General features: G+C 71.5%; 15 protein-coding genes. 8 read left to right on the top strand and 7 right to left on the bottom strand.

Annotated features, from left to right (window positions below; all coding sequences use genetic code 11):
- Nucleotides 1-39 precede the first annotated feature (39 nt).
- Nucleotides 40-990, top strand: a complete 951-nt coding sequence (locus ACIBSW_RS17330) for a GGDEF domain-containing protein (RefSeq protein ID WP_354726987.1) — start codon at nt 40-42, stop codon at nt 988-990.
- A 16-nt stretch (nt 991-1,006) separates the two neighbouring features.
- On the opposite strand, the gene ACIBSW_RS17335 is transcribed toward ACIBSW_RS17330, so the two are convergent.
- The gene (locus tag ACIBSW_RS17335; protein ID WP_354726989.1) at nt 1,007-1,933 is read right to left on the bottom strand and encodes an NADP-dependent oxidoreductase; all 927 of its coding nucleotides are present in this window, start codon (nt 1,931-1,933) and stop codon (nt 1,007-1,009) included.
- Between the two features lie 369 nt (nt 1,934-2,302).
- Between ACIBSW_RS17335 and ACIBSW_RS17340 the strand changes: the two genes are divergently transcribed.
- From ACIBSW_RS17340 to ACIBSW_RS17355, 4 genes are all read left to right on the top strand, one after another.
- On the top strand, nt 2,303-3,940 hold the full coding sequence (locus tag ACIBSW_RS17340; RefSeq protein WP_354726991.1) for an ATP-binding protein: 1,638 nt from the start codon (nt 2,303-2,305) through the stop codon (nt 3,938-3,940).
- An 83-nt stretch (nt 3,941-4,023) separates the two neighbouring features.
- Nucleotides 4,024-6,840: an AAA domain-containing protein gene (locus ACIBSW_RS17345; protein WP_354726993.1), complete on the top strand. Its 2,817-nt coding sequence runs from the start codon at nt 4,024-4,026 to the stop codon at nt 6,838-6,840.
- Between the two features lie 194 nt (nt 6,841-7,034).
- On the top strand, nt 7,035-8,360 hold the full coding sequence (locus tag ACIBSW_RS17350; protein WP_354726995.1) for a hypothetical protein: 1,326 nt from the start codon (nt 7,035-7,037) through the stop codon (nt 8,358-8,360).
- Between the two features lie 137 nt (nt 8,361-8,497).
- Nucleotides 8,498-9,229: a G5 domain-containing protein gene (locus tag ACIBSW_RS17355; protein WP_354726997.1), complete on the top strand. Its 732-nt coding sequence runs from the start codon at nt 8,498-8,500 to the stop codon at nt 9,227-9,229.
- Nucleotides 9,230-9,360: 131 nt separating this feature from the next.
- Here ACIBSW_RS17355 and ACIBSW_RS17360 read toward each other — a convergent pair whose 3' ends face one another.
- The 3 genes from ACIBSW_RS17360 to ACIBSW_RS17370 form a co-directional block, all read right to left on the bottom strand.
- Nucleotides 9,361-10,743 (bottom strand): Nramp family divalent metal transporter, encoded by a 1,383-nt coding sequence (locus ACIBSW_RS17360; protein ID WP_354726999.1) that lies wholly within the window; start codon nt 10,741-10,743, stop codon nt 9,361-9,363.
- A 262-nt stretch (nt 10,744-11,005) separates the two neighbouring features.
- Nucleotides 11,006-12,523 (bottom strand): GGDEF domain-containing protein, encoded by a 1,518-nt coding sequence (locus ACIBSW_RS17365; RefSeq protein ID WP_354727001.1) that lies wholly within the window; start codon nt 12,521-12,523, stop codon nt 11,006-11,008.
- Nucleotides 12,524-12,680: 157 nt separating this feature from the next.
- Nucleotides 12,681-13,997, bottom strand: a complete 1,317-nt coding sequence (locus ACIBSW_RS17370; RefSeq protein WP_354727003.1) for an alpha/beta fold hydrolase — start codon at nt 13,995-13,997, stop codon at nt 12,681-12,683.
- Between the two features lie 240 nt (nt 13,998-14,237).
- Here ACIBSW_RS17370 and ACIBSW_RS17375 point away from each other — a divergent pair, with 240 nt between their 5' ends.
- Both ACIBSW_RS17375 and ACIBSW_RS17380 read left to right on the top strand, forming a co-directional pair.
- Entirely contained in the window at nt 14,238-16,943 is a 2,706-nt protein-coding gene (locus ACIBSW_RS17375) for a BTAD domain-containing putative transcriptional regulator (RefSeq protein WP_354727005.1), read from the top strand.
- 92 nt (nt 16,944-17,035) lie between these two features.
- Nucleotides 17,036-18,154: a nucleotide disphospho-sugar-binding domain-containing protein gene (locus ACIBSW_RS17380; protein ID WP_354727007.1), complete on the top strand. Its 1,119-nt coding sequence runs from the start codon at nt 17,036-17,038 to the stop codon at nt 18,152-18,154.
- A gap of 4 nt (nt 18,155-18,158) precedes the next feature.
- On the opposite strand, the gene ACIBSW_RS17385 is transcribed toward ACIBSW_RS17380, so the two are convergent.
- From ACIBSW_RS17385 to ACIBSW_RS17395, 3 genes are all read right to left on the bottom strand, one after another.
- A complete protein-coding gene (locus ACIBSW_RS17385; protein ID WP_354727009.1) occupies nt 18,159-19,361 on the bottom strand; it encodes a PQQ-dependent sugar dehydrogenase in 1,203 nt (400 codons plus the stop codon).
- 93 nt (nt 19,362-19,454) lie between these two features.
- Complete coding sequence (locus ACIBSW_RS17390; RefSeq protein WP_354727011.1) at nt 19,455-20,018, bottom strand: hypothetical protein; 564 nt, start codon at nt 20,016-20,018, stop codon at nt 19,455-19,457.
- Between the two features lie 45 nt (nt 20,019-20,063).
- The gene (locus ACIBSW_RS17395; RefSeq protein WP_354727013.1) at nt 20,064-22,331 is read right to left on the bottom strand and encodes an ATP-binding protein; all 2,268 of its coding nucleotides are present in this window, start codon (nt 22,329-22,331) and stop codon (nt 20,064-20,066) included.
- 68 nt (nt 22,332-22,399) lie between these two features.
- Between ACIBSW_RS17395 and ACIBSW_RS17400 the strand changes: the two genes are divergently transcribed.
- Nucleotides 22,400-23,080, top strand: coding sequence for a response regulator transcription factor (locus ACIBSW_RS17400; RefSeq protein ID WP_354727015.1), 681 nt, complete (start codon nt 22,400-22,402; stop codon nt 23,078-23,080).
- Nucleotides 23,081-23,198 lie beyond the last annotated feature (118 nt).

A 23,198-nucleotide genomic window follows, 5' to 3' on the forward strand; every position in this document is an offset into this window, starting at 1 on the left:
AGCTGCCGCTGGTCCGCCGCAGTCTTGAGAGGACGGCCGATGCGGATCCTCGATCCTGCCGCCGCCGACAAGGGCGGTGCGCCGCCGGACAGTGCACAGCTGCGGACCGGCGCCGAGGAAGCCCACCTCCAGGCTCGTATCGATCAACTGTCGGCGCACGTCCATCAGCTGGAGCAGGAGCGCGCCTCGCTGCGATGGATGGCCGGCCACGACGAGCTCACCGGCCTCGCCAACCGCCGCCTCTTCCACGCGCTCGCCCCGGCGCTGCTGCGCGGCGACGACTCCTCGTCGGCCGTCCTGATCCTCGACCTCAACGGCTTCAAGCCGATCAACGACACGTACGGGCACGATGCCGGCGATGAGGTCCTCTGCGTTGTCGCCCGCCGCATGGCCGCCTGCCTCGACGACCATCTTGTGGCCCGGTTCGGCGGTGACGAGTTCGCGGCGCTGCCGCGCCTCCCGCGCGCGGACGCCCCGGCGGAGTGGTGGCACGAGGTGGCCGGCGCGCTGAGCGCTGCGATCGCGCCCCCGATGGACGTGCGGGGCCACACGCTGTCCGTGACCGCCTCGATCGGCGTCGTGCCGGCCGGGCGCTCCGCAGGCCTTCCCGACCTACTGCGCCGCGCGGACCAGGCGATGTTCAACGCCAAGCGGCACGCGCGCACCACCGACAAGGCCGGTATCACCTGGGTCGTGGCCACCGAGAACGGCGACCACACCGAGACGTACGAGCCGGCTCCCGCCCCCACGTCCCCGCCGACCGCCTCGGCACCCGCAGTGGCGCCCCAGCCGGGCGACCCGGTGTGGGTGCACCGCAACGGCGCCCGCCGCGCGGGAGTGGTCGAGAGCGCCTGCGAATGGGCGGCCCTGGTCCGCTACCGATGCCCGAACGGCGCGGGCACGATGGTCGACACGATGCCCACGAGCTGCCTCACGATCCGAGACGAAGCCGATCCGCACCTGGACCGGGGATCCTCCACCCATCAGTGATCGCCCGAGCCATAGCTCAGCCCGCCGTCAGCACGAGCTTTCCGCGCAGGCCACCGGCCAATACCCGCCGGTGGGCGTCGGCCGCCTCGGTCAACGGCATCGTGGCCGCCACGCGCGTGCGCAGCCGTCCCGCCGCCACCTGACCCACCAGGTCGGCCAGCAGCTCGCGGTCGAGCCGGATGAGTTGCAGCTCCTGGCGCACACCACGTGCCGGAACGATGGCCGGCGTGGGCCGGGTGGCGACGACGACTCCCCGGTCCTCCACGGCCGCGGCCGCCGCCTCGCCGACGGGGACCGCGTCGAACACCGCTGCCACCGGCCCCACCTTGGCCAGATCGGCGGAGCGGGAAACCACCTCGTCAGCGCCGAGACCGTGCACCCACTGCTCATCCCCGTCGCCGGCCTGTGCCAGGACACGGTAGCCGCCCTGAGCGGCAAGCTGGGCGGCGAAGCCGCCGACACCGCCGCTGGCACCGGTGACCAGAATGCTGCTGCCGGCCGGCAGCATGGCCAATGACACCAGCGACAGCCCCTGGTGCGCGGTCTGGGCGTTGAGCGGCACCGTGGCCGCGGACGCGAAGTCCAGCTCGTCCGGCAACGGCACCAACCAGCCCGCGTCGGCGGCCACGAACTCGGCATAGCCGCCGGGTGCACCCCGGGTCAGGTACCACGGAATCATCCCGACGACGCGATCACCCACCCGGAAGTCCGTCGTGTCGGGGCCGACCGATGCCACCTCGCCGGCGATGTCCCACCCGGGCAGGAACGGCGGCGGCACCGGCCCGCGAGGGATCTCTCCGGTGGTGGCGGCGACGTCAGCCGGGTGCACACAGACCGCGCGGGTCCGGACGACCACCTGCCCAGGCCCCGCCGCAGGCTCGGGCAGTTCAGTCACCTGCAACACCTCAGGACCGCCAAGCGCGGCCGCGATGACTCCCAGCATTTGTCCACTATAGAGGTCGATCCGGATTCGTAAGCCCCGCTGCCTGCTTCGTAGCTCCCCGTAGGCCGGCGGGCACGGGATGTCGAAGGGAAGAAACCGACCGAAGCGCGCTCTGGTGCCTCTCGGGCGGTTACCGGACAGAAGGACGGAACCGATCACCGCGTACGCGGATCAGGTGTGCCGTCCTACCGATTCTCCGGACTGCGTGCGGGCCGGTAGGTCGATACTGGGGTGGTAACGGGCCCATCGGGCCGTGCCGCGAGGCGGAAGCAGACCGCATCGCAGGCTGGCAAGACCTACAGGGCACCCCTCGCTCGCACTCGCCGGTTGTGTGACCCACGCCGGGCGTGAGCACGTAGGAGAAGTGGGATGCGCAAATCCGCTGGGCCATCGGTCAGTTGTGACCACAGCGTGCTGGACGAGCCGCAGGCGGTGCTGGCCGCCGCGCTGGAGGCCTACGTCGCCGTCGACACCGACGGGCGTGTGGTCGGCTGGAATCCCGCTGCCGAGGCGTTGTTCGGCTACCCCCATGCGCAGATATGCGGTGAACCGGTCATAGACCTCGTCTTCCCCGACCGGCACCGCGACGCTCACCGCGCCGGACTGGCCCAGCTCGCCGCCGGTGAATCCGGCCAGGTACTCGGACAGCGGCTGCGGATGCCCGTACAGGACGCCGGCGGCCACGAGTTCCAGATCGAGCTGACGGTCGTCGCGACCACCGGGCCGAGGGGCCGGGTCTTCCACGCCTTCTGCCACGACATCACCGCGGCGCACCGCGCGAGCCGTTTCGCCTCCGTGGAGTCCGCCGTCTCCCGCGGTCTTGCCGAGGCCGGCTCCAGCGACACGGCCGTCGAACGTGTCGTGCAGGTACTCGGGACCACGATGGGCTGGCCCATGGCCGAGGTCTGGCTGGCCGCCGAGTCCCGGTCATCGCTGTGCTGTGCCGCCCGGCACACCGCGCCCGCCCGTGAGCTGGGCGAATTCGAGATTCCCGCCGTCGAGCCGGGTGCCGGCCTACCCGGACAGGTCTACGCCCAGGGTCAACCCCGGTGGATCCCGGACCTGGCCGAGGACATCAGCCTGCCGCGTGACGGCCGCGCCGCCGCCCGCGTCGGCCTGCATGTCGCCGTCGGAGTGCCGATCTGCGTCGGTAACGACGCGATCGGCGCGCTGTGTGTCTACGGCGACCGGGCCGAGGACCCCGAGGACACGTTGACCGTGTTCCTCCTGGGCATCGCCGCCCAGATCGGGCAGTACTGGGAACGTCGCCGCGCCGAGGAGCTGGCCGTCGAGCTCGCCCAGACCAAGGAGGAGTTCCTTGCGCTGGTCACCCACGAGCTACGCAACCCTCTGGCGATCATCACCAGCACCGCCGAGTCGTTCGACAAGGACCTCGACACCCTCACCCTCGACGATCAGCGCGGATACCTGGACATCATCTCCCGCAGCGCGAACCGGCTCGCCGTTCTCGCCGACGATCTGCTCGACCTGAGCCGACTCGAATCGGGGAACCTCGCGATCCGGCTCACCGACACCGAGCTGAGCGGCATCATCGGCGCCGCGGTCGACGCCGTGCGTCCGGACTCCGCCCAGAAACGCCTGACCGTCATCGTGGACCTTCCGTCCGGCCGTCTGCCGCTGCGCGCCGATCCCGACCGGCTACGCCAGGTCGCCGACAACCTGCTGACCAACGCCGTCAAGTACACCCCGCCCGGCGGCACGGTGACGGTCTGCGCAACCGTCGGCGACGACGGCTGGATCCGCTGGACGGTCTCCGACACCGGCATCGGCATCCCGCCGGCCGAGCGATCCCAGTTGTTCCGCCGCTTCCACCGCGCCTCCACCGCCATCGACAACCGCATCCCCGGCGTCGGCCTCGGCCTGGTCATCACTCGCGCCATCGTCGAGCGCCACCACGGCAGCGTCACGTTCGGCGACCACGACGGACCAGGCACGACCTTCGTCGTCCGCATACCCACCGAGGCACCCACCCGCGAGAGGACCTGACGGTACGGGACGCGGGGCGCGCCGTCGGTGCTCGACGACGCTGAGTTGCTGGTGGGGGTGACCGCGGGCGGTAGTCTCGCGCGATGCAGCCGCGGACCGTGCTCGCCGTGCTCGCCGAGTTGGCCCCGGCCGCCGCCGAGCGCATCCTGGACGTCACCCGGGGCTCGCAGCCGATGGTGTGGCTGGAGGTCGCGGAGAAGGCGCCGCGGGAGAAGACGGTCGAGCGTCTCGCCGCCCTCGACGCGCTGCACCGTGAGGAGCGCATCCTCCACCGGGGCTGGGGCTTCCTGGCCGGCCGCGCCGAGATCGAGGGCAAGCCCCGCAAGATCCGGTTGCCGTTGCTCAGCCAGCCGGTGCGCCTGGAGCGCTCACTGCTCGGCTACCGGGTCGTCCCGGCCGGCGACGTCGAGGTGACCCCGCTGGTCGCCGACCCCGAGCTGGCCGCCGCGTTCGAGGCCGCGCCCGGCCTGGCCACGCCGGGCTGGCTGGAGGCGATCGGCAGCGGCGCGTGGCTGAGATCGGTCGCCGGCGCGACCGGCTTCACCGTCGACGAGACGATCGGCCCGAAGCAGCGGATCCCGTCGGAGGGCCTGGCCCTGGTGGCGGCTCCGGCGCTCTTCGTGGTCCGGGACGTGTTCGGCGCCGGCCTCGCCGACAGCCTGCGCAGCTGGGCCGGACGCGACCTCTCGGCAACCGCGCTCGCCGCGGTCTACGGCGACTCCGGCGCGGGCGGGTCCGGTGCGAGCGGGTCAGACATCGGCGGGTCCGGCACCGACGCGACCGGCACCGACCACGAACCGGTCCTGTCGCCGCTGCCGCTGACCGGGCCACAGGAACGAGTGGTGATCCGGGCCCGATCAGAACCGGTCACCGTGGTCTCCGGACCACCGGGCAGCGGCAAGAGCCACGCGGTGGTCGCGGCCGCGTTGGAGGTGGTCCACCGGGGCGGGTCGGTGCTGGTGGCGACCCAGTCCCCACACGCCGCCGAGGTCCTCGCGGGCCTGCTGGCCCGCTATCCAAGCTCTCCACCGGTCCTCTTCGGCGACGCGGGCGGCCGAGCCGGGCTCGAGGCCGAACTCGCGGCGGGCGCGGACCAGGGGGTCGAGGCAGGCGTCATCCGTTCCGGTCAGGCGCGGGTCAAGGCCGCTCATTCAGCCGTACGGGTGAGAAGCTCCGAGATCGCGTCCGCGCTGGACATCGAGCGGGCCGCCGCCACGCTCCCCGATCACCAGCCGCGCCTGCCCGGACTCTGCGCCGACGTGCCCGGCGCCTTCACCGAAGATCTCGACCGGATCCGGGCGCTGCTGGCCGTCGAGCCGGGTACCGGATGGTGGTCCCGGCGCCGCGCCCGCTCGGCCCGGCGTAAAGCCTTCCGGCTGCTCGGCGCGGCTGGGTCCGTACCGGAAGAGATCGTCTCCGAAGCACTCGCCGCGGCCGCCGCGCAGCGTGCCGCCGCCCACCTCGCCGCCACCGGCGGCACCGACCTCACCACCCGCTGGGCCGCCCTGCACGACGCCGAGCGCGAGCTGCGCGAAGTGGTCGGCCAGGCGATGCGCGACGGCGCGCGCAGCGCGGAGCGCTGGAACCGCGACGCGCGCCGCGCGGCCGGCGCCCTGGCCGCGGCGTTACGGGCCGGCCGGAACCGCCGCCGCGAGCTGCTCGCCCGGATGGAGGCCGCCCCGCTGGTCCGCGCGCTGCCGCTGTGGATCGGCACGGTCGCCGACGTCGAGGATCTGCTCCCGCCCGAGCCCGGCCTGTTCGACCTGGTGGTGATCGACGAGGCGTCGCACGTGGACCAGATCCGGGCCGCGCCGGTGCTGGCCCGCGCCCGCCGCGCGCTGATCGTCGGCGACCCGCGGCAGCTGCGGTTCGTCTCGTTCGTCAGCGACGTCGACGTGACCCAGGTGCTCGAGGCGCACGGCTGCGACGAGCGTCTCGACGTCCGCCGGGTCAGCACCTACGACCTGGCCACCGCGGCCGCCCCGGTCACCTGGCTGGCCGAGCACCACCGCAGCGTCCCGCATCTGATCGACTTCCCGGCCCGGCGCTTCTACGGCGGCCGGGTCTCGGTGATGACCCGCACCCCGCTCGCCGACGCGACCGACGCCATCGACGTGCTCCACGTCCCGGACGCGCGCCTGGTCAAGGGCGTCAACGTGGCCGAGGTGGCGGCCGCCCTGGCCACCGTGGAGCGGCTGGCGGCGGCCGGTCACCGGGGGATCGGGGTGATCACCCCATTCCGCGCCCAGGCCGAGGTCCTGGAGGCGGCCCTGCTCAAGGCGTTGCCCGTGGAGCGCATCGAGGAGCTGCGGCTGCGGGTCGGCACGGTGCACGCGTTCCAGGGCAGCGAGGCCGACGCGGTGGTGGTCTCCCTGGCCCTGCTCGACGGGGACTCGCCGAGCCGTCGCCGCTTCGTCACCGACCCGCCCCTGTTCAACGTCATGGTCACCCGGGCCCGCCGCAAGCTGGTCGTGCTCACCTCCCTGACCGGCCCGCCCGGTCTCCTCGGCGACTATCTGCGGCACGCCGAAGGGCCGCGCGAGGTCGGCCCCGGCGCCGAGCCGTCGGGCTGGCCCGCCGACCTGGCCGCCGAGTTGAAGCGGCTCGAAGTCGAGGTGCGACCGGGATACGCGGTCGGCCCGTGGACCATCGACCTCTGCGTGGGAGGCGTCGGCGTCCTCTGCGCCGTGCACCCGGACGGACCCGACACCCACCTGGAACGCCAGGGCGCCCTGCACCGGGCGGGCTGGCACCTGATCGACGCCTTCCCGAGCCGCTGGCACGGCGACGTCCGCCGCGCCGCCCTGGAGATCGCGGTCCTGGCCCAGGGCAGCGTGGTGCCGGAACCGGTCAACCCGGTCGCACCGCGACCCTCGAGGCCTTTCGTCATCGACAAATAGCCGCCTGACCTCGTCCGGACTTGTACGGACAACCCCGCCGAGCCTTCCGCAACGAGCCCAGGAGGCCGGATCCTCTTGCGGACGTCCGGCACCGAACGCCGGCAACAGGTCCTCGACGACCGCGAGGTCGCCGCCACGACCCTCGGCGGGCCGGCGCCGTGCCGACGCGGCGCCGGCGAAACAGAAGGCAGAGCATGAGGAGAATCACCGGCATCGCAGTGACCGCCTTGGTCACGACGATGGTGACGGCAACGACGCCGAGTCTGGCACTGGCCGCGGACGCGATCGTCCCGACGGCCGTGGACCTCGCGATGGACGGCGGACGGCCGAACGACTGGGCGCTGGGCGGCACTTCCCTGTCCGGCGACGGGCAGTACGCGGCATTCACTTCGTTCGCGTCCAACCTGGTAAACGACGATCGGAACGGAAAGGCGGACGTCTTCGTCCGGAACACCAGCACCGGCACCACGACGCTCGTCAGCGTGGGCTCGTCCGGAGAGCAGGGCGACGCGCCGAGCACGGACCCGTCGATCTCGGCGGACGGGCGCTACGTCACCTTCATGTCCAACGCGACCAACCTGGTGCCGGGGGACACCAACGAGGCCCACGACGTGTTCGTGCGGGATCTGCAGGCCGGCACGACCACCATGGTCAGCGTCACCGGGAGCGGCGTGGGCGCTGGCTGGCGCGACGACAGCTATTACCCGTCGATCTCCGGCGACGGCCGATACGTCGCGTTCGAGACCGAGGCCCGCCTGACGCCAACGGACACCGACCGGTTGATCGACGTGTACGTGTACGACCGCGTGACCGGCACCCCGGAGCGGGTGACCGTCACCCCCTCCGGCCAGCCCGCCGACCGGAACACCTACCTGGCGGGCACCCGCATCTCGGGCGACGGCCGCTTCGTCGTGTTCGGGTCCGAGGCCGCGAACCTCGTCGCCGGCGACACCAACGGCACGAAGGACGTGTTCGTGCGCGACCGGCGCGAGGACGTGACCCGGCTGGTCAGCGCCACCGCGGCCGGCGTGCAGGGCAACGGCACCAGCGAGGAGCCGGCCATCTCGGCGGACGGCCGGCTGGCCGCCTTCCGGAGCGCGGCGACGAATCTCGGCGAGGGTGCGGCCGGCGGCCAGGTCCATCCCACGGCGAAGGTCTACGTCAAGGACCTGCGCACCGGCGAGCTGACCCGCGAGGACCGCAACACGGCCGGCGCTTTCGTCGGTGCCTGGGAGCCCCAGCTCTCTGGCGACGGCCGCTACCTGGCGGTGACCGCGTTCTCGGGTTGGATGGAGGGCGCCTGGTCCGGCGGCCAGAACGTCTACGTGCGGGACCGGCAGACCGGCGTGGTGACGCCGGCCAGCCACGGCCCCACCGGCAAGCCCGCGCCCCGGGCCTGCCTGGACCTCGCCCTGTCCGCCGACGGCCGGCACGTTGCCTTCATCTCGGACGACGGAACCCTGGTCGCCGGCGACACCGACCGCCGAGACAACGTGTTCCTCACCAACGTGCCGAACTGATGTCGAGCGCGCCGCCCAGTCCTGGGCGGCGCGCCCCCGGGCGGGCTGTGCACCGCCAGGCGGTTCCTGACCTGTAGGAGCTGAGTAACGGATGTTCGGGTGATGCCCGTCACATAACCGCCCGGCAAGCTGTGGCGGTGACCTACCAGCCTCCTCCGGCCTGGCAGCCGCCCGGGCCCGCACCGCAGAGCCCGCTTCGGCGGACCTGGTCGCGGATGAGCCCTTTGCAGCGAGCGGGTCTGATCCTGGGCGGAGTGTTCCTGCTGTGCTGCGGCGGGCCCACTGTGCTCGCCGTCATCGGCGCCGCCATCGACGCGCCGCAGACCGAACAAGTGGCAGGAGCCGCTGCCGACGACCGCGACGCCAGCACGGCGGATGGCGCCTCGCCCGCCCCCGCCGCGCCCGCCTTAACCACTGCGGACAGTAGTCCCGCAGCCGCGTCGCCGAGCAAGCCCCCCGCCACAGTGCAGAAACGCACCGTGCGCGAGACGCGCACGATCTCCTTCAAGACCCGCACGGTAAAGGATTCCTCACTGCCGAAAGGAACGAAGAAAGTACGCGTTCCAGGAGCCGCCGGCGTGCGAACGCTGACGTACGAGATCACCGTTACCGAAGGCATACAGACCGAAAAACGCCTGATCAGCTCCACGATCACCAAAAAGCCAGTCACCAAGGTAGTCGCGATCGGAACCAAAACCGAACCCAACTGCGATCCGAACTACAGCGGACAATGCGTCCCGATCGACAGCGACGTCGACTGCGGCGGAGGAAGCGGCAACGGCCCGTCCTACGTCAACGGCGTCGTCAAGGTCATCGGCACCGACATCTACGACTTGGACCGCGACGGCGACGGCTACGGCTGCGACTGACTCGGCCTCGCAACGAGAAAACAAGAACCCACCGCAACAAACCCCCACCCGTCCACCGCAACCGAATCCCACCTACGGCCCGGCTGCCGTCGCGCCCATCCCCGCGAGCACGACGGACAGCCACTCAAGGCTCAGAAGGTGACCAGCGGCGACCCGGTGAGCTGATCCATCGCGAAGTTGACGAAGAAGAAGCCGAAGAACACCGCAACCAGGACCAGTACGAGGTACGACCACCACGATGCCCGGGCCGGCCTCGGCAGCTTCCTGATCAGGTAGATAAGTGCGAACGGGAAGATCATCGCCGCCAGGTTCGACATGTTGGCCGCCCATTGGACCAACGTGACGGGCAGCGCGCTGAAGATGATGATGGAGATGACGATCCCGAGCACGATCATGAACGGGTAGTAGAAGCGGCGCGGATCGCCCGAGATGAGCCGGCGGAATCCGGCGCTCGAGCCGTACAGCGCGTCCACCATGTTCCGGGTGAGCATCTCGAAGACGACGATCTGCGTCTTGAACAGGATCACGAACCCGATGAACAGCGCCCAGCCGAAGAACAGGCTGCTCTCGCCGGTCGCCCGCAGCTGGTCGGCCACGTAGGTCGGCATGGTCGCGACCGTGGGCTTGACGCCGCTCTCCTCGGCGAGGTGGCTGACCAGAATGCCGGGCAGCAGCATGCCGATGACGGCGCCCGGCACGAAGACCGCCCACATCTCCAGTTTGAGGAAGAACCACCAGCGCTTCCACCGGGCCGTGTTCTCCGGCGTCTCCGGAAATGTGGTGCCGACCGGAGCGATCTCCGGCCGTCCTTCGCCGCGTGCGAGCAGCCCCGGTATGTAGCCGGTCTTGCTGCCCATCGCGTAGCCCTTGTCCCGGTAGTAGTTCATGAACACGTAGTTGAGTCCGGACGCCATCGCGGCGAAGCCGGCCACCGCGCCGATCGTCGTCGCCTCGGTTCCCGCGGGTGGCAGCGCGGGCCGGAGCATGCCCACGACGCCGTCGAGCCACGCGGACGGCGGGGTGATGATCAGCACCACGAGGAACAGGGTCGTGAGGATGAACAGGACGAGGACCCAGAACAGCAGCTCCAGCGTTCGCGAGATCTTCTTCCCGAACAGGGTGATCACGAAGACCGCGCCCATGAGCCCGACACCGATCCATCGTGTCGTGGTCAGCTGGTCCGCGGTGGGAATGTCGCCGGTGACCAGTGTGAACAGGCTCGCGCCGGCCGAGGCGGCCCACCCGCCGGTGATGAACGCCAGATAGAAGAGCGCGACCGCGAGGATCGTGCCGACGTACGCCCCGGGCGGGACCCGCCCGAAGCCGAGCGACGGTACCTCGCCGGTCGCCAATACATACCGGCCGATCTCCATGTTGTACAGAGCCTGCAGGAGGATCGAGATCGTGATGATGAATCCGACGCCGGTCCATCCGAGGCTTCCGATCGCCTGAGGACCCAGGAGCCACTCGCCGCTTCCGATCGAGAGGCCGAGCGCGATCATGGCCGGTCCCATGATCTTCGTGATGGTCTCCCTGGGGCCCGTCCTCGGGACCTGGAAGACCTCTTCCGGTGTCGGTAGGTCGTCCACGTGTAGCGGTGCACGACCGACGCCAAGCTGATGTTCGGCAGCCCCTACGGGCCGAGATGCGCTGGTCATCTGCTCTCCCGGTCTGCGATGTGATGGCGCGGACGCACCATCGTTATATCGATGGTCATCCACTAATCGACGCCGGGCAATCCTCGATGGATCCAAAACTCGGGGTGGAGCAGGTAGGTCAGGGCGCAGGCGCGGCTTCGGTCACGACCCGGTCGCGTCCGGCTTGTTTGGCGGCGTAGAGGTTGCGGTCGGCGGCGGCCAGGGCGGCGGTGTGGCTCCGCGGAGTGGTCTCGTTCACTCCGGCGACGCCGACGCTGACGGTGACGCGCAGACCCTTCGTGGTGTCGTGCCAGTCGTGTTCGCTGATGGCCCGGCGGATGCGGTCGAATGTCGCTGTCGCGGCGGCGACCGGTGTGAGCGGGAGTACCAGCAGGAATTCCTCGCCACCGAGTCGGGCGGCGAACCCGGTCGGGGCCACGGCGGCGAGGTGGGTGTCGAGGAGTCGGGCGACCTCGGCGAGTACCTCGTCGCCGCCGTCGTGGCCGAGCGCGTCGTTGATCCGTTTGAAGTGGTCGATGTCGAAGATCGCGAGACTCAGGTCCGGGTCCGCCGCTATGAGCGCGGGCAGTTTCTCATCGACGTAACGCCGGTTACGCAGGCCGGTCAACGGGTCGCGGCGAGCCTGCTCCCGGAACTGTCGGGCTTCCTCGAGGGCTTCCGCGGTTTCGAACATGGCGTGCCGGTTCAGCGCTTCCGTCAGCTGCTGCCGGTCGTGCAGGTCCTCGTTGGCGGCGAAGAGAACCTTCTGCGCGGCGAACGCCGCGGCGAAATCCCCCCGGGTGGCGTGCAGTTCGGCCTGTGCCTGGTGTACCCGGACCAGGAACGCGTGCAGGTCGCCTTCGATGCACAGCTCGCGGGCGGCGTCGAGGCTCACCTGAGCCCGGTCGAGGGCGCCGAGACCGTGCTGGGCTCGAGCCAGATTGAGTAGGTACTCGGCCAGTTGGCCGTGGTGGTCGAGCTCCCCGGCCTGGAAGCGCGCGATGCATTCCAGCATCACCTGCTCGGCCTCCGCGTACTCGCCATACTCGATCTGGATCGCGCCGATCGTGTCCAGCATTCCGGGGTTGAGATCCAGGCCGTGCGCCGTGGAGTACTCCTGCATCCGGCGGGCGACCGCCCGAGCCTGCGGGAGGTCGCCGGCCTCCTGTTCGGAGCATGCCCAGTTGTTCAGCACCATGAGGAGTTGTTCCCACTGCCGCAGTTCCCGGGCCAGCGTCTCGGCCTGCTGGAACCGCGGCCGCGCCAGGTCTATGTAGCCGTTGTCGGCCAGCGCATCGGCCAGCGTGCAGCGGTACCAGACCTGCATGTGTGGGGTGGCACTGTCGTCGAGCAGCTCGACCGCGCTCAGCGAGTACTCGAGGAACTTGGCCATGTCACCGAACAGCCGCTCGACGTTCGCCCAGGCCAGGTACGTGCGGGCCTGAAGGCAGCGGTCGCCGTGCTGGACGGCCCAGCTTTCGATGTCGGGCAACCGCCGGGCCGCGCCCGCGAGGTCGCCGGTCCGGCGGAGCATGTTGACGCCGAGGAGGCGGGCGCGGACGACGAGGCTCTCCTCGCCCAGGGCGATGGCCTGCCGTTCGAGCTCGGCCGCGGCCGCGTATCCACCCTCGGGATCCGAGACGGTCTCGTCCTCCATCGCCAGCACGGCAGCCGAAAGTTGCTCGGTCTCGCTGCCGTCCAAGGAATCCACCCCCAGTCCCGATTACCGCGTCTTATCGGGGGCCGGGCAACTCGGCTGAGGCATTCTCGCCGCACTGTGACCCAACCCTCGACCGGGCCGGGCACACCTCTGGTCAGTAGTCGTCGATGTTCACGGTCACGCGATGGTCGCTGGATCGCCAGTTCGGCACCCCGGCCACCTCGAGCCCGCCGCCTCGCTGGTGAACGACGATCGACACGACGCCGTGGTGGGCCGGGGCGGCCGGGATGAAGACGTCCATGCCGGTGATGAAGGTCTGGCCGAAGAACTCCGGCAGCGGCGCGGTCAGGTCGGTGACGCCGTCGCTCCCGTCGTCGAAGGCGAATACGCCGATCACCCGCTTGGTGCGGGGCGCGTTCGCCGGGTTCAGGATGTTCCGCCCGTTGACCCACAGGCGGTCACCGGCGTCGCCCTGGTCGCCCCACCACTCCTTCTGGCGGCTGAACACCAGCGCCGTGTGCCGGTCGCTGGTGTCGATGAGCGCGCCGAGTCCTTCGCCGGGCCGGCCGGCCAGCAGCCGCACGAAGGAGTCGGACCGTACGAAGGGCGGGAGGTAGAAGTGGTGTGTCGCCGTGCCGGTGCGCAGGAGCGCGAATTCGTAGCGGGTGGTGGAGAACACGGGCAGCGGGCCGAACGATCCGTCGCCGCTGATCGGGACGACATGCTGGGGCCGCGGGGACAGGCGCCGGCCGGTGAGCCGGCTCACCGGGTAGACCTCGAGCGTCGCGTCGCCGACGCCGGTGTTGGCCGGGAAGATCACGGCGCGGCCCGAGACGCGTGCCGTCCGGCCCCGCTCCGGCACGATCCTCGTGGTGGCCGGCGCGTGGCCGCGGAGGAAGCGGAAGATCTCCCGGAAGGACTCCGCCGACGACACCGTCTGCGTGTGCGACTGGTCGGGAAGGTACACGTTGGTGCCGCCGGCGACGCTCCGGGCGGGGTCACCCTCGCCCCAGATCGCGAGCGTCGGCACGCCGCCGGGGAGCGCGGCCGCGGTGCGGCCGTCCAGGTTGACGTAGTGCGCCACCCGGGCCGCGCGCGCCGGTGAACTGGTGAGGTAGCTCTGGGCGACGAAGGTCCCGAGCGAGTGTCCGACGATGTCCACCTGGTCGGCTCCGGTCGCCGCCAGCAGTCGGGTGATCCGGGCGTCCAGGCCCGCGTGCACCTGGGGGACGGTCGTGGCGATGTTCGGCGAGTCGTACTCGTGGGCCTCGATGACCTCGATCGGGTATCCGTTGCCGGTGAGGCGCTTGGCCTGGGTCTCGAACTGCGCCGCGGAGCCGGCGCTGCCGTGGACGAAGATGACCGGGCGGTAGGACGGGGTGCCGGTGGACGCGACGGCCGGAACCGGGACGGCGACGGTGAGGACTGCTGCGGCGGCAAGGGCGAGCAGCCGGCGGCGAGACGAGGGCATCGAGGCACTCCAGATCGACGATTATGATTACTGCACGCTAGGTGCAGTATCGCCCCTCGATCGATGCGGCGCCATGGTGTGGCCGTACAATCGCCGCACAAATGACGTCCAGACCACCAATCCCGTCACCCGGGCACGGTGCACCTGGTGACAGCGCCCACAGTTGAGGTGCTTGTGCGTTTCGACCTCCTCGGTCCGCTCCGCGTGTTCCGTGAAGGCCGGCCCGTTCCGCTGGGCGCGGTGAAGCAACGTCTGCTCTTGGCCACCCTGCTGCTGCGCCCGAACGAGGTGGTGGGCACAAAGGAACTGGCCGCGATGCTGTGGGGCGACGATCAGCCGGCGTCGGCCGCGGCGAATCTGCGAACCTACGTACGTGGGCTGCGGCAGTCGCTGGGCGGCGGGGCGCCCTGGGAGGGGATCACCGCCGCCGCCGGCGGCTATCTGCTGCGGGTGGGCCCGGGCGAGCGGGATCTCGACCTGTTCGACGCGGCGGCGGCGCGGGGCCGCGACGCTCTCGCCGCCTCGGATGCGGAACGGGCCGAGGCCGAACTCTCCGCCGCGGTGGGCCTGTGGCGTGGGGACTCGCTGTCCGACCTGCCGTTGCGTCCGGCGCTGGCCCGGCGGGTGGCGCAGTTGGAGGAGCGCCGGCTGCTCGCCGAGGAGGACTATGCCGAGGCGCTGCTGGCGCTCGGCGTGCCGGCCGACGTGGTGCGGCGGCTGCGTATCCTGCTCGACCGGCATCCGCTGCGGCAGCGGGCGTGGGGGCAGCTGATGGTGGGCCTGTACCGCATCGGAGACGTGGCCGGTGCCCTCGATGCCTTTCAGCAGGCTCGGCGGGTGCTGGCGGAGGAGACCGGCCTCGATCCCGCGCCGGAACTCGCCGAGTTGTACGACGACATCCTGCATCACCGCCTGGGACCGGTGCCGGCCCCGGCAACGGGAACACTCGTCCAACGCCCCGAGCAGCTGCCGCGCGCGGTGCCGGGTTTCGTCGGCCGCGGCGCCGAACTCGCCGGGCTCGACGCGCTCCTGGACGGTGACGCGCAGCGGCCGATGATCGTGGCCGTCTCCGCGGTGTCCGGCATGGCCGGAGTCGGCAAGACCGCCCTGGTGCTGCACTGGGCGCACCGGGTGGCCGACCGCTTCCCCGACGGCCAGCTCTATGTGAACCTTCGCGGGTACGACGAGGCCGGCGTGGTGTCCCCACCGGACGCTCTGTCCGGCTTCCTCGAGGCGCTCGGCGTGCCCCACGCCCGGATACCCTCCGGTCTCGAGGCCCGGACCGGGCTCTACCGCAGCCTGCTGGCCTCCCGGCGGATGCTCGTGGTGCTCGACAACGCCCGCGACTCCGCCCATGTTCGTTGCCTGCTGCCCGGTGCCGGCGGCTGCACGGTCGTGGTCACCAGCCGCGACCGGCTCGACGGCCTGATCGCCGCCGAATGGGCCGCGCCGTTGACCCTGGGCGTCCTCACCGCGGCCGAGTCGGCGACGCTGCTGGCCAACCGGCTCGGCGCCGACCGTATCGCGTCCGAGCCGGCCGCGGCGGCCGACATCGTCGAGGCCACCGGCCGGCTCCCGCTGGCATTGTCGATAGTGGCGGCACGCGTCGCCACCCATCCCACGTTTCCGCTCGGTGCCATCGCCGCCGAACTGCAGTCGGCCGAGGCGAGGCTGGACGCGTTGGACGACGGCGACGTGCGGCGGGTCTTCTCCTGGTCGTACCTGGCGCTGGGTAAGGACGCGGCCCGGCTGTTCGCCCTGCTGGGGCTGCATCCGGGCCCGGACCTGACCCGCGCCGCGGCCGCGGCGCTCGCCGACGTGCCGACCGCAACCGTCACGCCGCTGCTGCGGGAGCTGACCCGGCTCCATCTGCTGGCCGAGCACGCCCCTGGCCGATACGCCTTCCACGATCTGCTGCGCGCCTACGCGGCCGAGCTCGCGGAGTCGTCGGAGCGCGTCGACGAGCGCGCGGCCGCCCTGGGGCGCCTGTACGACCACTACCTGCATGCCGCCTATCCGGCGGCGCTGCTGCTCCAGCCGCAGTGGCCGCGGATCGAGCCGGTGCCACCGCTGCCCGTACCCGCCAGGCGGCCGGTGACCGATCACCAGGGCGCGCTCGCCTGGTTCATGGCGGAGCACCGGGTGCTGGTCAGGGTGGTCCAGCAGGCCGCCGAGAACGGCTTCGAGGCGTACGCCTGGCAGATCGCCTGGGCGTTGAACACCTTTCTGGCGCCGCGCGGAATGTGGCAGGACCAGCTCACCAGCCAACGGGTCGCGCTGACCGCCGCGGAGAAGATCGACGACGTCGCCGGCCAGGCCGTCGCCAATCGCCTGCTCGCCCGCGCGATGACCCGGCTCGGCGACCTCGCCGCCGCCGAGTACCGGCTGAAGCGCGCAATCGAGCTGTACGAAGGCCTCGGTGACCCGACCGGTCAGGCGCAGACGCTGCACAACTACTGCGAGCTCTGCTTCATGGACGGGCGGCTCGACGAGGCGCTCGCACACGGTCGCGAGGCGCTGCGGCTGTACCGGCTGGTCGGCAACCCGCCGGGGGAGGCCCGGACACTCAACGCGATCGGTTGGCTGCTGGCCACCACCGGCGACTATGCCCAGGCCATCGAGAGCTGCACCGAGGCGCTCGTCGAGCAGCGCCGCAGCGACGACCGCAACGGCCAGGCCGCAACGCTGGACAGCCTGGGCTTCGCCTACGACCGCCTCGGCGATCGCGAGCGCGCGGCCGACTGCTACGAGCAGGCGATCGAGCTCTTCCGCGACTCCGTCGACCGGTATCACGAGGCGGAGACCCTCATCCGGCTCGGGGACACCCGCGAAGGGATGGGCGACCGGACCGCCGCGATCGCCGCCTGGCGCCAGGCCGTGCGGATCTACGAGGACGTGGGCGACCCCGCTGCCGAGGAGGCCCGCCGTCGCCTCGAACGTCGCTGACCGGCACCCCTGAAGGACCGATTCGCCGCAGGTTTCGGCTGGGGCGGATTCTGGTCGGCTGTGCCGCGGCGCTGCCGTTCTACGGTGAGCTGGTGCGCGTACTCATGGTGTCGGCGCCGATGCTCGGGCATGTCTTCCCGCTCGTACCGCTTGGCCGGGCGCTGGCGGAGGCGGGCCACGAGGTGCTGGTGGCGACCGCCGCCGAGGCGCTGCGAGTGCGGGAGAGCGGCCTCGCCGTGCACGACGCGGTGCCGAGCTACCGGTTCGGCCCGATCGCGGCGCGCATGCTGCTGCGCCACCCGCTGCTGTCCCGCGCGCAGCTGGCCGGTACCACCGACACCCGCGGCGTCGCCGTCCTGTTCGGTGCGGTCAACGATCGGATCGCGGACGGCGTGGTGGCCGTCGCCCGCCGATGGCGGCCGGACCTCGTCGTCCACGAACCACTCGCGGTGGCCGGCGCGCTGGCCGCCGCCGGCCTCGGCGTGCCGGCGGTACTGCACGAAACCACGCTGTTCGGCGGCCCGTCACTGGTGGCCGCGACCGCCGCCCGGCTCGGCGACGCCCTGCGCCGGCATCCGGTCGGCGACCTGCCGCCGCCGGCCGCGGTGCTGACGATCGCCCCGTCCAGCGTGGCCGGGACGCGCGACGGCTGGCCGATGCGCGCCGTGCCGTACGGCGCCGACCAGCCGCTACCCGGCTGGCTCACCGGGCGGCCGCCGCGCGCCCGTGTCCTGGTCAGCCGCAGCACGGTGCCGCAGCCCGGCCCGGACCGGCTGATGAGCCGGGTGATCGACGCGGCCGGCCCGGTCGACGCGGACTTCGTGCTGATCCGCCCGGATCGGCGGGCCGCCGCCCGGCAGCGCCCGCCGAACGTCCGCACCACCGACTGGCTGCCGTTGCCCGCCGCGCTCGCGGTCAGCACCGCGATCGTGCATCACGGCGGAGCCGGTTCCACCCTCGCCGCCCTGCACGCCGGCGTACCGCAGCTGGTCGTCCGCGGCGCCGGCGACCGCAGGCACAACGCCGAACTCGTCGCGGCGCGCGGTGCCGGCCTGGCGGTCGACGACCGGGAGATCAGCACGGCGGTGCTCGACCGGCTGCTCAACGATCCGGCGCTGGCACGAGCGGCGCGGCAGGTCAGCGTCGAGGTGGCCGCCATGCCGGCCCCCGCGGACCTCGTACCGCGGCTGATCGGGCTGGTCCCCGGGTGAAGGCTCAAGCCGGCGGGACCCGCTCGAACCGGACCCGGCTCAGCCATCCCGGGTAGTCGCTGAGCACGTACAGCTCGCCGTGCACGTCGGCGGCGATCGCGGTCGGCTGGGTGGGGAGGTTGCCGATCACGGCGTTCTCGTAGCTGCCGTCGGGCTTGGGGCGCACGGCGTACACCCGGGGCGCGCAGTAGTCGCTCGCGATGTAGGTCCCCACCGCCTCGGGAGTCCGGGACCCGCGATACACCACGCCGCCGATCACCGAGCAGCTCTCGGTGAGGAAGTGTTCGAACTCGAAGACCGGGTCGAGGTACCGCACGCCCGGCCGGCATTGCGTCTGGTCGAACACCGGGGTGCCCTCCTTGCAGGACCAGCCGAGGTTCGCCCCGCCCTGCCACGGGCGGACGTGGTTGACCTCCTCGACCAGGCCCTGGCCGACGTCACCGATCCACAGCGAGTTGTCGGCCGGGTCGATGGAGAACCGCCACGGGTTGCGCAGCCCGTAGAGCCAGATCTCCGGCCGCGCGCCCGGGGTCCGGACGAACGGGTTGGTGGAGGGTACGCAGTAGGGCTTCGCCCCGCAGGCGCGGTTGACGTCGATCCGCACGATCTTGCCGAGCAGGGTGCGGAGGTCCTGGCCGGCCTTGAACGGGTCGTTCGCGTGGCCGCCGTCGCCGGTGGACCAGTAGAGGTAGCCGTCGCGGCCGAACGCCACCTGTCCGCCGTTGTGGTTGCCGTACTCGGCGTGCTCCTGGGTCAGCAGCACCTGCAGCCGTTCCGGGGCGCCGAGGGGCAGTCGCGCCAGGGTCAGCGCGCCGGCCGGCAGGCTGGTGTAGGCCACGTAGACGATCCCGGTCCGTGCGAAGTTCGGCGCGGGCGTGATGCCGAGCAGGCCTCGCTCGTTGTCCGTGGACTCGATGCGGGCGCTCAGGTCGAGCACCGGCTCGGCCGCCAGCCCGGTGTCGGGGTGGTAGACCCGGACGGTGCCGCTCTTCTCCGCGATCAGCATCCGGCCGTCCGGCAACCCGGTGATCGCGACCGGACGCTGCAGACCGAACGCCACCTGTTCGGACACCACGGTCAGCTCGGTCAGTGGCACCGCGCGGCTGCCGGGTGCGCCGGCCGCCGACACCGAGGTCAACAGCAGCGCGGACAGGGCCAGAACGAGCAGGCCGGCCAGTTTGGTGGCCGGAGGACGACGTCGCGACATGTTCAGCTCCTTGAGCAGAGTGGCGGACGCGAGTTGGGAGCGCTCCCACAATACATCGATCTCCAGCAATGTTTAACTGTTGAGCCCGCCTGATCAAGGATCGCGATCGCCGCGACGGCTCAGCACGGCCGCCGCGGCGAAGGCCGTCGCGAGCGCGACGACGACAACCCCGAACCATCCGTACGCGGGGAAGAGTGGACTCGTGGCGAGCGTGGCCTCGCGGGCCTGATCGCCGATCGGCGTGGCGCCCGAGACCATGACCAGCTCGCCCGAACTCCCGCCCTGCCCGGCCCGGAGGTACCACGTCAGTCCGGTGTGCACGACACAGGCGACGAGCAACAATGTCGCGACCGCGGCCGGCATGCGGGGGACGTGTGGCAGCCCTCTACGCCACCGGACGACGCTCCACACGGCCACGAGCAACGCGGCGATCGCTACGGCGGCCCAAGAGACCCGTGACCAGAAGATCAGCCGATGGTGCGACCGCAGCACCACGTCGACGAGGTCGCGATAGCTGACAGCGGCCTGGACGTCCTGTTCGAAGCCGGCGGTCACCACGGCACCGGCGACCACCGCCGCGAGACAGACGAGCAGGACCACACCCCAGATCCGGCCACGACCCCACCAGGCCGGCGCCGCCACCGTCACCTCTCCCACGACCTCGCTCGCATGCCGATGAGTCTGCAGGAGAGCGGCACCGGCTCAGCGCTGGGGTGGCCCTGTGGCGAGCCTCGTGGGTGTGTGAGCGCCAGGACGCGGAATGGGCAGGCGGCAGGTCACCCGGGTGCCGGCCGGTGCGTGCGGGGTGATCGTGGCGGTGCCGCCGAGTTCGGCGCAGCGTTCCCTGATGCTCGTCAGGCCCATGCCGGGGCGGTGGTCCGGCGGCAGGCCGCGGCCGTTGTCGCGTACCTCGATGTGGAGGTCCTCGTCCCGCCGGATCCGCACGTCGCAGGCCGATGCTCCGGCGTGGCGTACCACGTTCGTGAGGGCCTCGGAGACGATCCGGTAGGCGGCGACCTCGACCGCCGCCGGCAGGCGGTCGGCGCCGAGGGCGCAGTCCAGGTTGGTGCGCACGTCGCCGCCGAGGCCGGCCATCATTTCGCGTACCGCGGCGTCCAGGCCGAGGTGGTCCAGGGCGATCGGGCGCAGCCCGTCGACGAGGCGGCGGATGTCCTGGATGACCGAGCGGTGGATCTCGGCGAGCTCGGCGAGGATGCGGTCGGTCGCGCCGGGGTCGGTGCGCAGGAGTGAACGGCTGAGTTCGAGGCGCATCGACGCGGAGGCGATGGTGGGGCCGAGGCCGTCGTGGATCTCCCGGCGCATGCGGCGGCGTTCCTCCTCGAGCGTGATCACCTTGGCTTCCAGCGAGCGCTGCAGCCGGGCCGCGAGCAGCAGGCTGTGCGCGGTGGCGCTGACCTGTTGGGCCAGTCCCTGCAGCAGGCGGCGGTCGGAGGTACCGAACGGCTCCCGGTCGGGCCCGGGATCGAGCACGAGGCGCCCGATCCGCTCGCCCTCGTGGACGAGATCGATCGACGTCGGCGTCGGCCCGGGCCGGCCGTGACCGTTGGAGACCAGGTCCAGGCCGGGCACCTCGACCGCGGCGTGGGAGAGCCGCAGGGTTCGTACCAGGGTCGCGACGAGCTGGTTCAGCACCACCTCGGCGGACTCCGCCGACCCTAGGCGTTGCCCGAGCTGTCGCAGCACCTCGTACGGATCCTCGCGCTCGCCGTAGACCAGCCGGCTGACCACGCGACGCAACGTGGTGCGCGCCGCCGAGAACGACAGCGCCATCGCGAGGGCGATGAGCACGGGTACGGGGTGAAGCCGGGCGTCGAGGCTCGCGCTGATGCCGGCGGCGGCTCCTAGGTAGACGAGGATGAGGCCGGCGGTCACCAGTCCGTAGATCAGCGAGCGGCGCGGGATGATCTGGATGTCCCACAGCCGGTAGCGCAGGATCGTCGCGCCCTGCAGCAGCTGCACCGGCACGAACATCAGGGTGAAGTAGTCCCAGCTGACCAGCGGACGCCCGGTGACGAGCTCCGGGATCCGGCCGAGCAGCAGGTATCCGGTGGCGATCGCGGCGATGCCGTAGCTGATGAGCCGCATGCGGTGCCGCTCGACCGGGTCGCGGGTGAGTACGTAGCTCACCACGAGCGCCGCCAGCACCAGCACCGGGAAGAGCGCGGCGGCCGGCACCGACACCGACGCGAGCAACCAGGACCGCCGCAGGCCGGCGGAGCCGGGCAGCAGCACCGCGACCGCGCCGGCATAGGCGAGGAACGGCAGGGCGAAGGCGCACGCGACCAGCCACGGCCGTCGGCGCAGCACGGGCCACGGCCGGGGGAACGAGGCGGCGAACAGCAGCATGCACGCCCAGACCAGGCAGTTCGCTACCTCCGCGACGGTGGTGACCCACAGCCGGCCGGTCGCGACGTCGATGACCTGGGTTCCGTACCAGAGCGAGGACGAGTAGCCGATGAACTGCAGCACTCCGAGGCTGTACAGCGCGATCGCGGCCGGGTCGCGGGGCCGCCGCGCGATGAGCAGCGACCCGAGCAGCATCGCCATGCCGACATACGGCAGGGCGGCGGCGTGGTGTGCGACGAGCGTCCAGAACGGATAGTCGGTCAGGGTCACGGGCACGCTGATCCGCGACCCGTCGCGGATCACGTCGTAGACGACCTCGTCGCCGATGCGCGGTGCCTGTCCGTCCGGCGCGGCGGTCGTCAGCGGGCGACCGTCGACGGCGGTCACGAGATCCCCGGCACGCAGCGGGCGGCCCGCGCCGACGGCGTCGGCGACCTCGACGGCGCCGGGATGCCAGGCGGGTGACGCGGTGGAGACCACGCTGCCGTCGGACGGGTGTCCGGCCCGCGCCGCCCAGAGCCAGCCGAGCGCGAGCAGGCAGCCCGCGAGCGCGACGACCATCCGTACGGCCCAGGCGCGCTCGGCGCGCGGGGTGTCTGCCATCGCTCCTCCAAGAGAGATGTGTGCCAACATCGGGGAGGTAGCGCCACTGACGTACGGCTGGAGGACTCGTGCCCGAGACCGGCCCGGACGAGCGCCTCCTACGCGTACTGATCGCCGACGACCACCCCATCTTTCTTGCCGGGATGCGGTTGACCCTGGAGAGTTACCCGGGTCTGAGGTGTGTCGCGGCGGTGACCACGGGCGCGGAGGCCGTTCGGGTCGCGCTCGCCGAGCGTCCGGATGTGGCCGTGCTGGACATCAACATGCCCGATCTGTCCGGTGTGGTGGCGGCCCGGGCGATCGCCGCGGACGCGCCCGGAGTCGGTCTGCTGATGCTGACCATGCTCGACGACGACGAGTCGGTGTTCGCGGCGTTGCGGGCGGGTGCCCGCGGCTACCTGCTCAAGGGGTCGACCCCGGACGAGGTCGTCGCGGCGATCCGGGGCGTGGCCGCGGGCGGTGCCATCTTCGGGCCGAGCATCGCCGCGCGCATCGTCGACTACTTCGCCGCGGGCCCGGCGATGTCCCGCGAGGCGTCGTTGCCCGCGCTCTCGGAGCGCGAGCGGCAGGTGCTGACGTTCCTCGCCGACGGCGAGTCGAATCCGGCGATCGCCGGCCGGCTCAATCTGAGCCCGAAGACCGTACGCAATCATGTGTCGACCATTCTGGCCAAACTGCACGTCGCCGATCGGCGCCAGGCCATGCTGCGCGCCCGCGACGCGGGCCTCGGCTCACCCCGTACGGGATGAGCCGAGGGCCGGTCTATCGGTTGCCGGTGGCTGCCGCTCTGCGGCGTGAGAGGGCGTCGACGCTTGCGGCGAGTAGCAGGATGAGGCCGGTGACGATGAATTTGACGCCGGAGCTGTA

The organism is Actinoplanes sp. NPDC049668 (genome assembly GCF_044465445.1).
Taxonomy (GTDB): domain Bacteria; phylum Actinomycetota; class Actinomycetes; order Mycobacteriales; family Micromonosporaceae; genus Actinoplanes.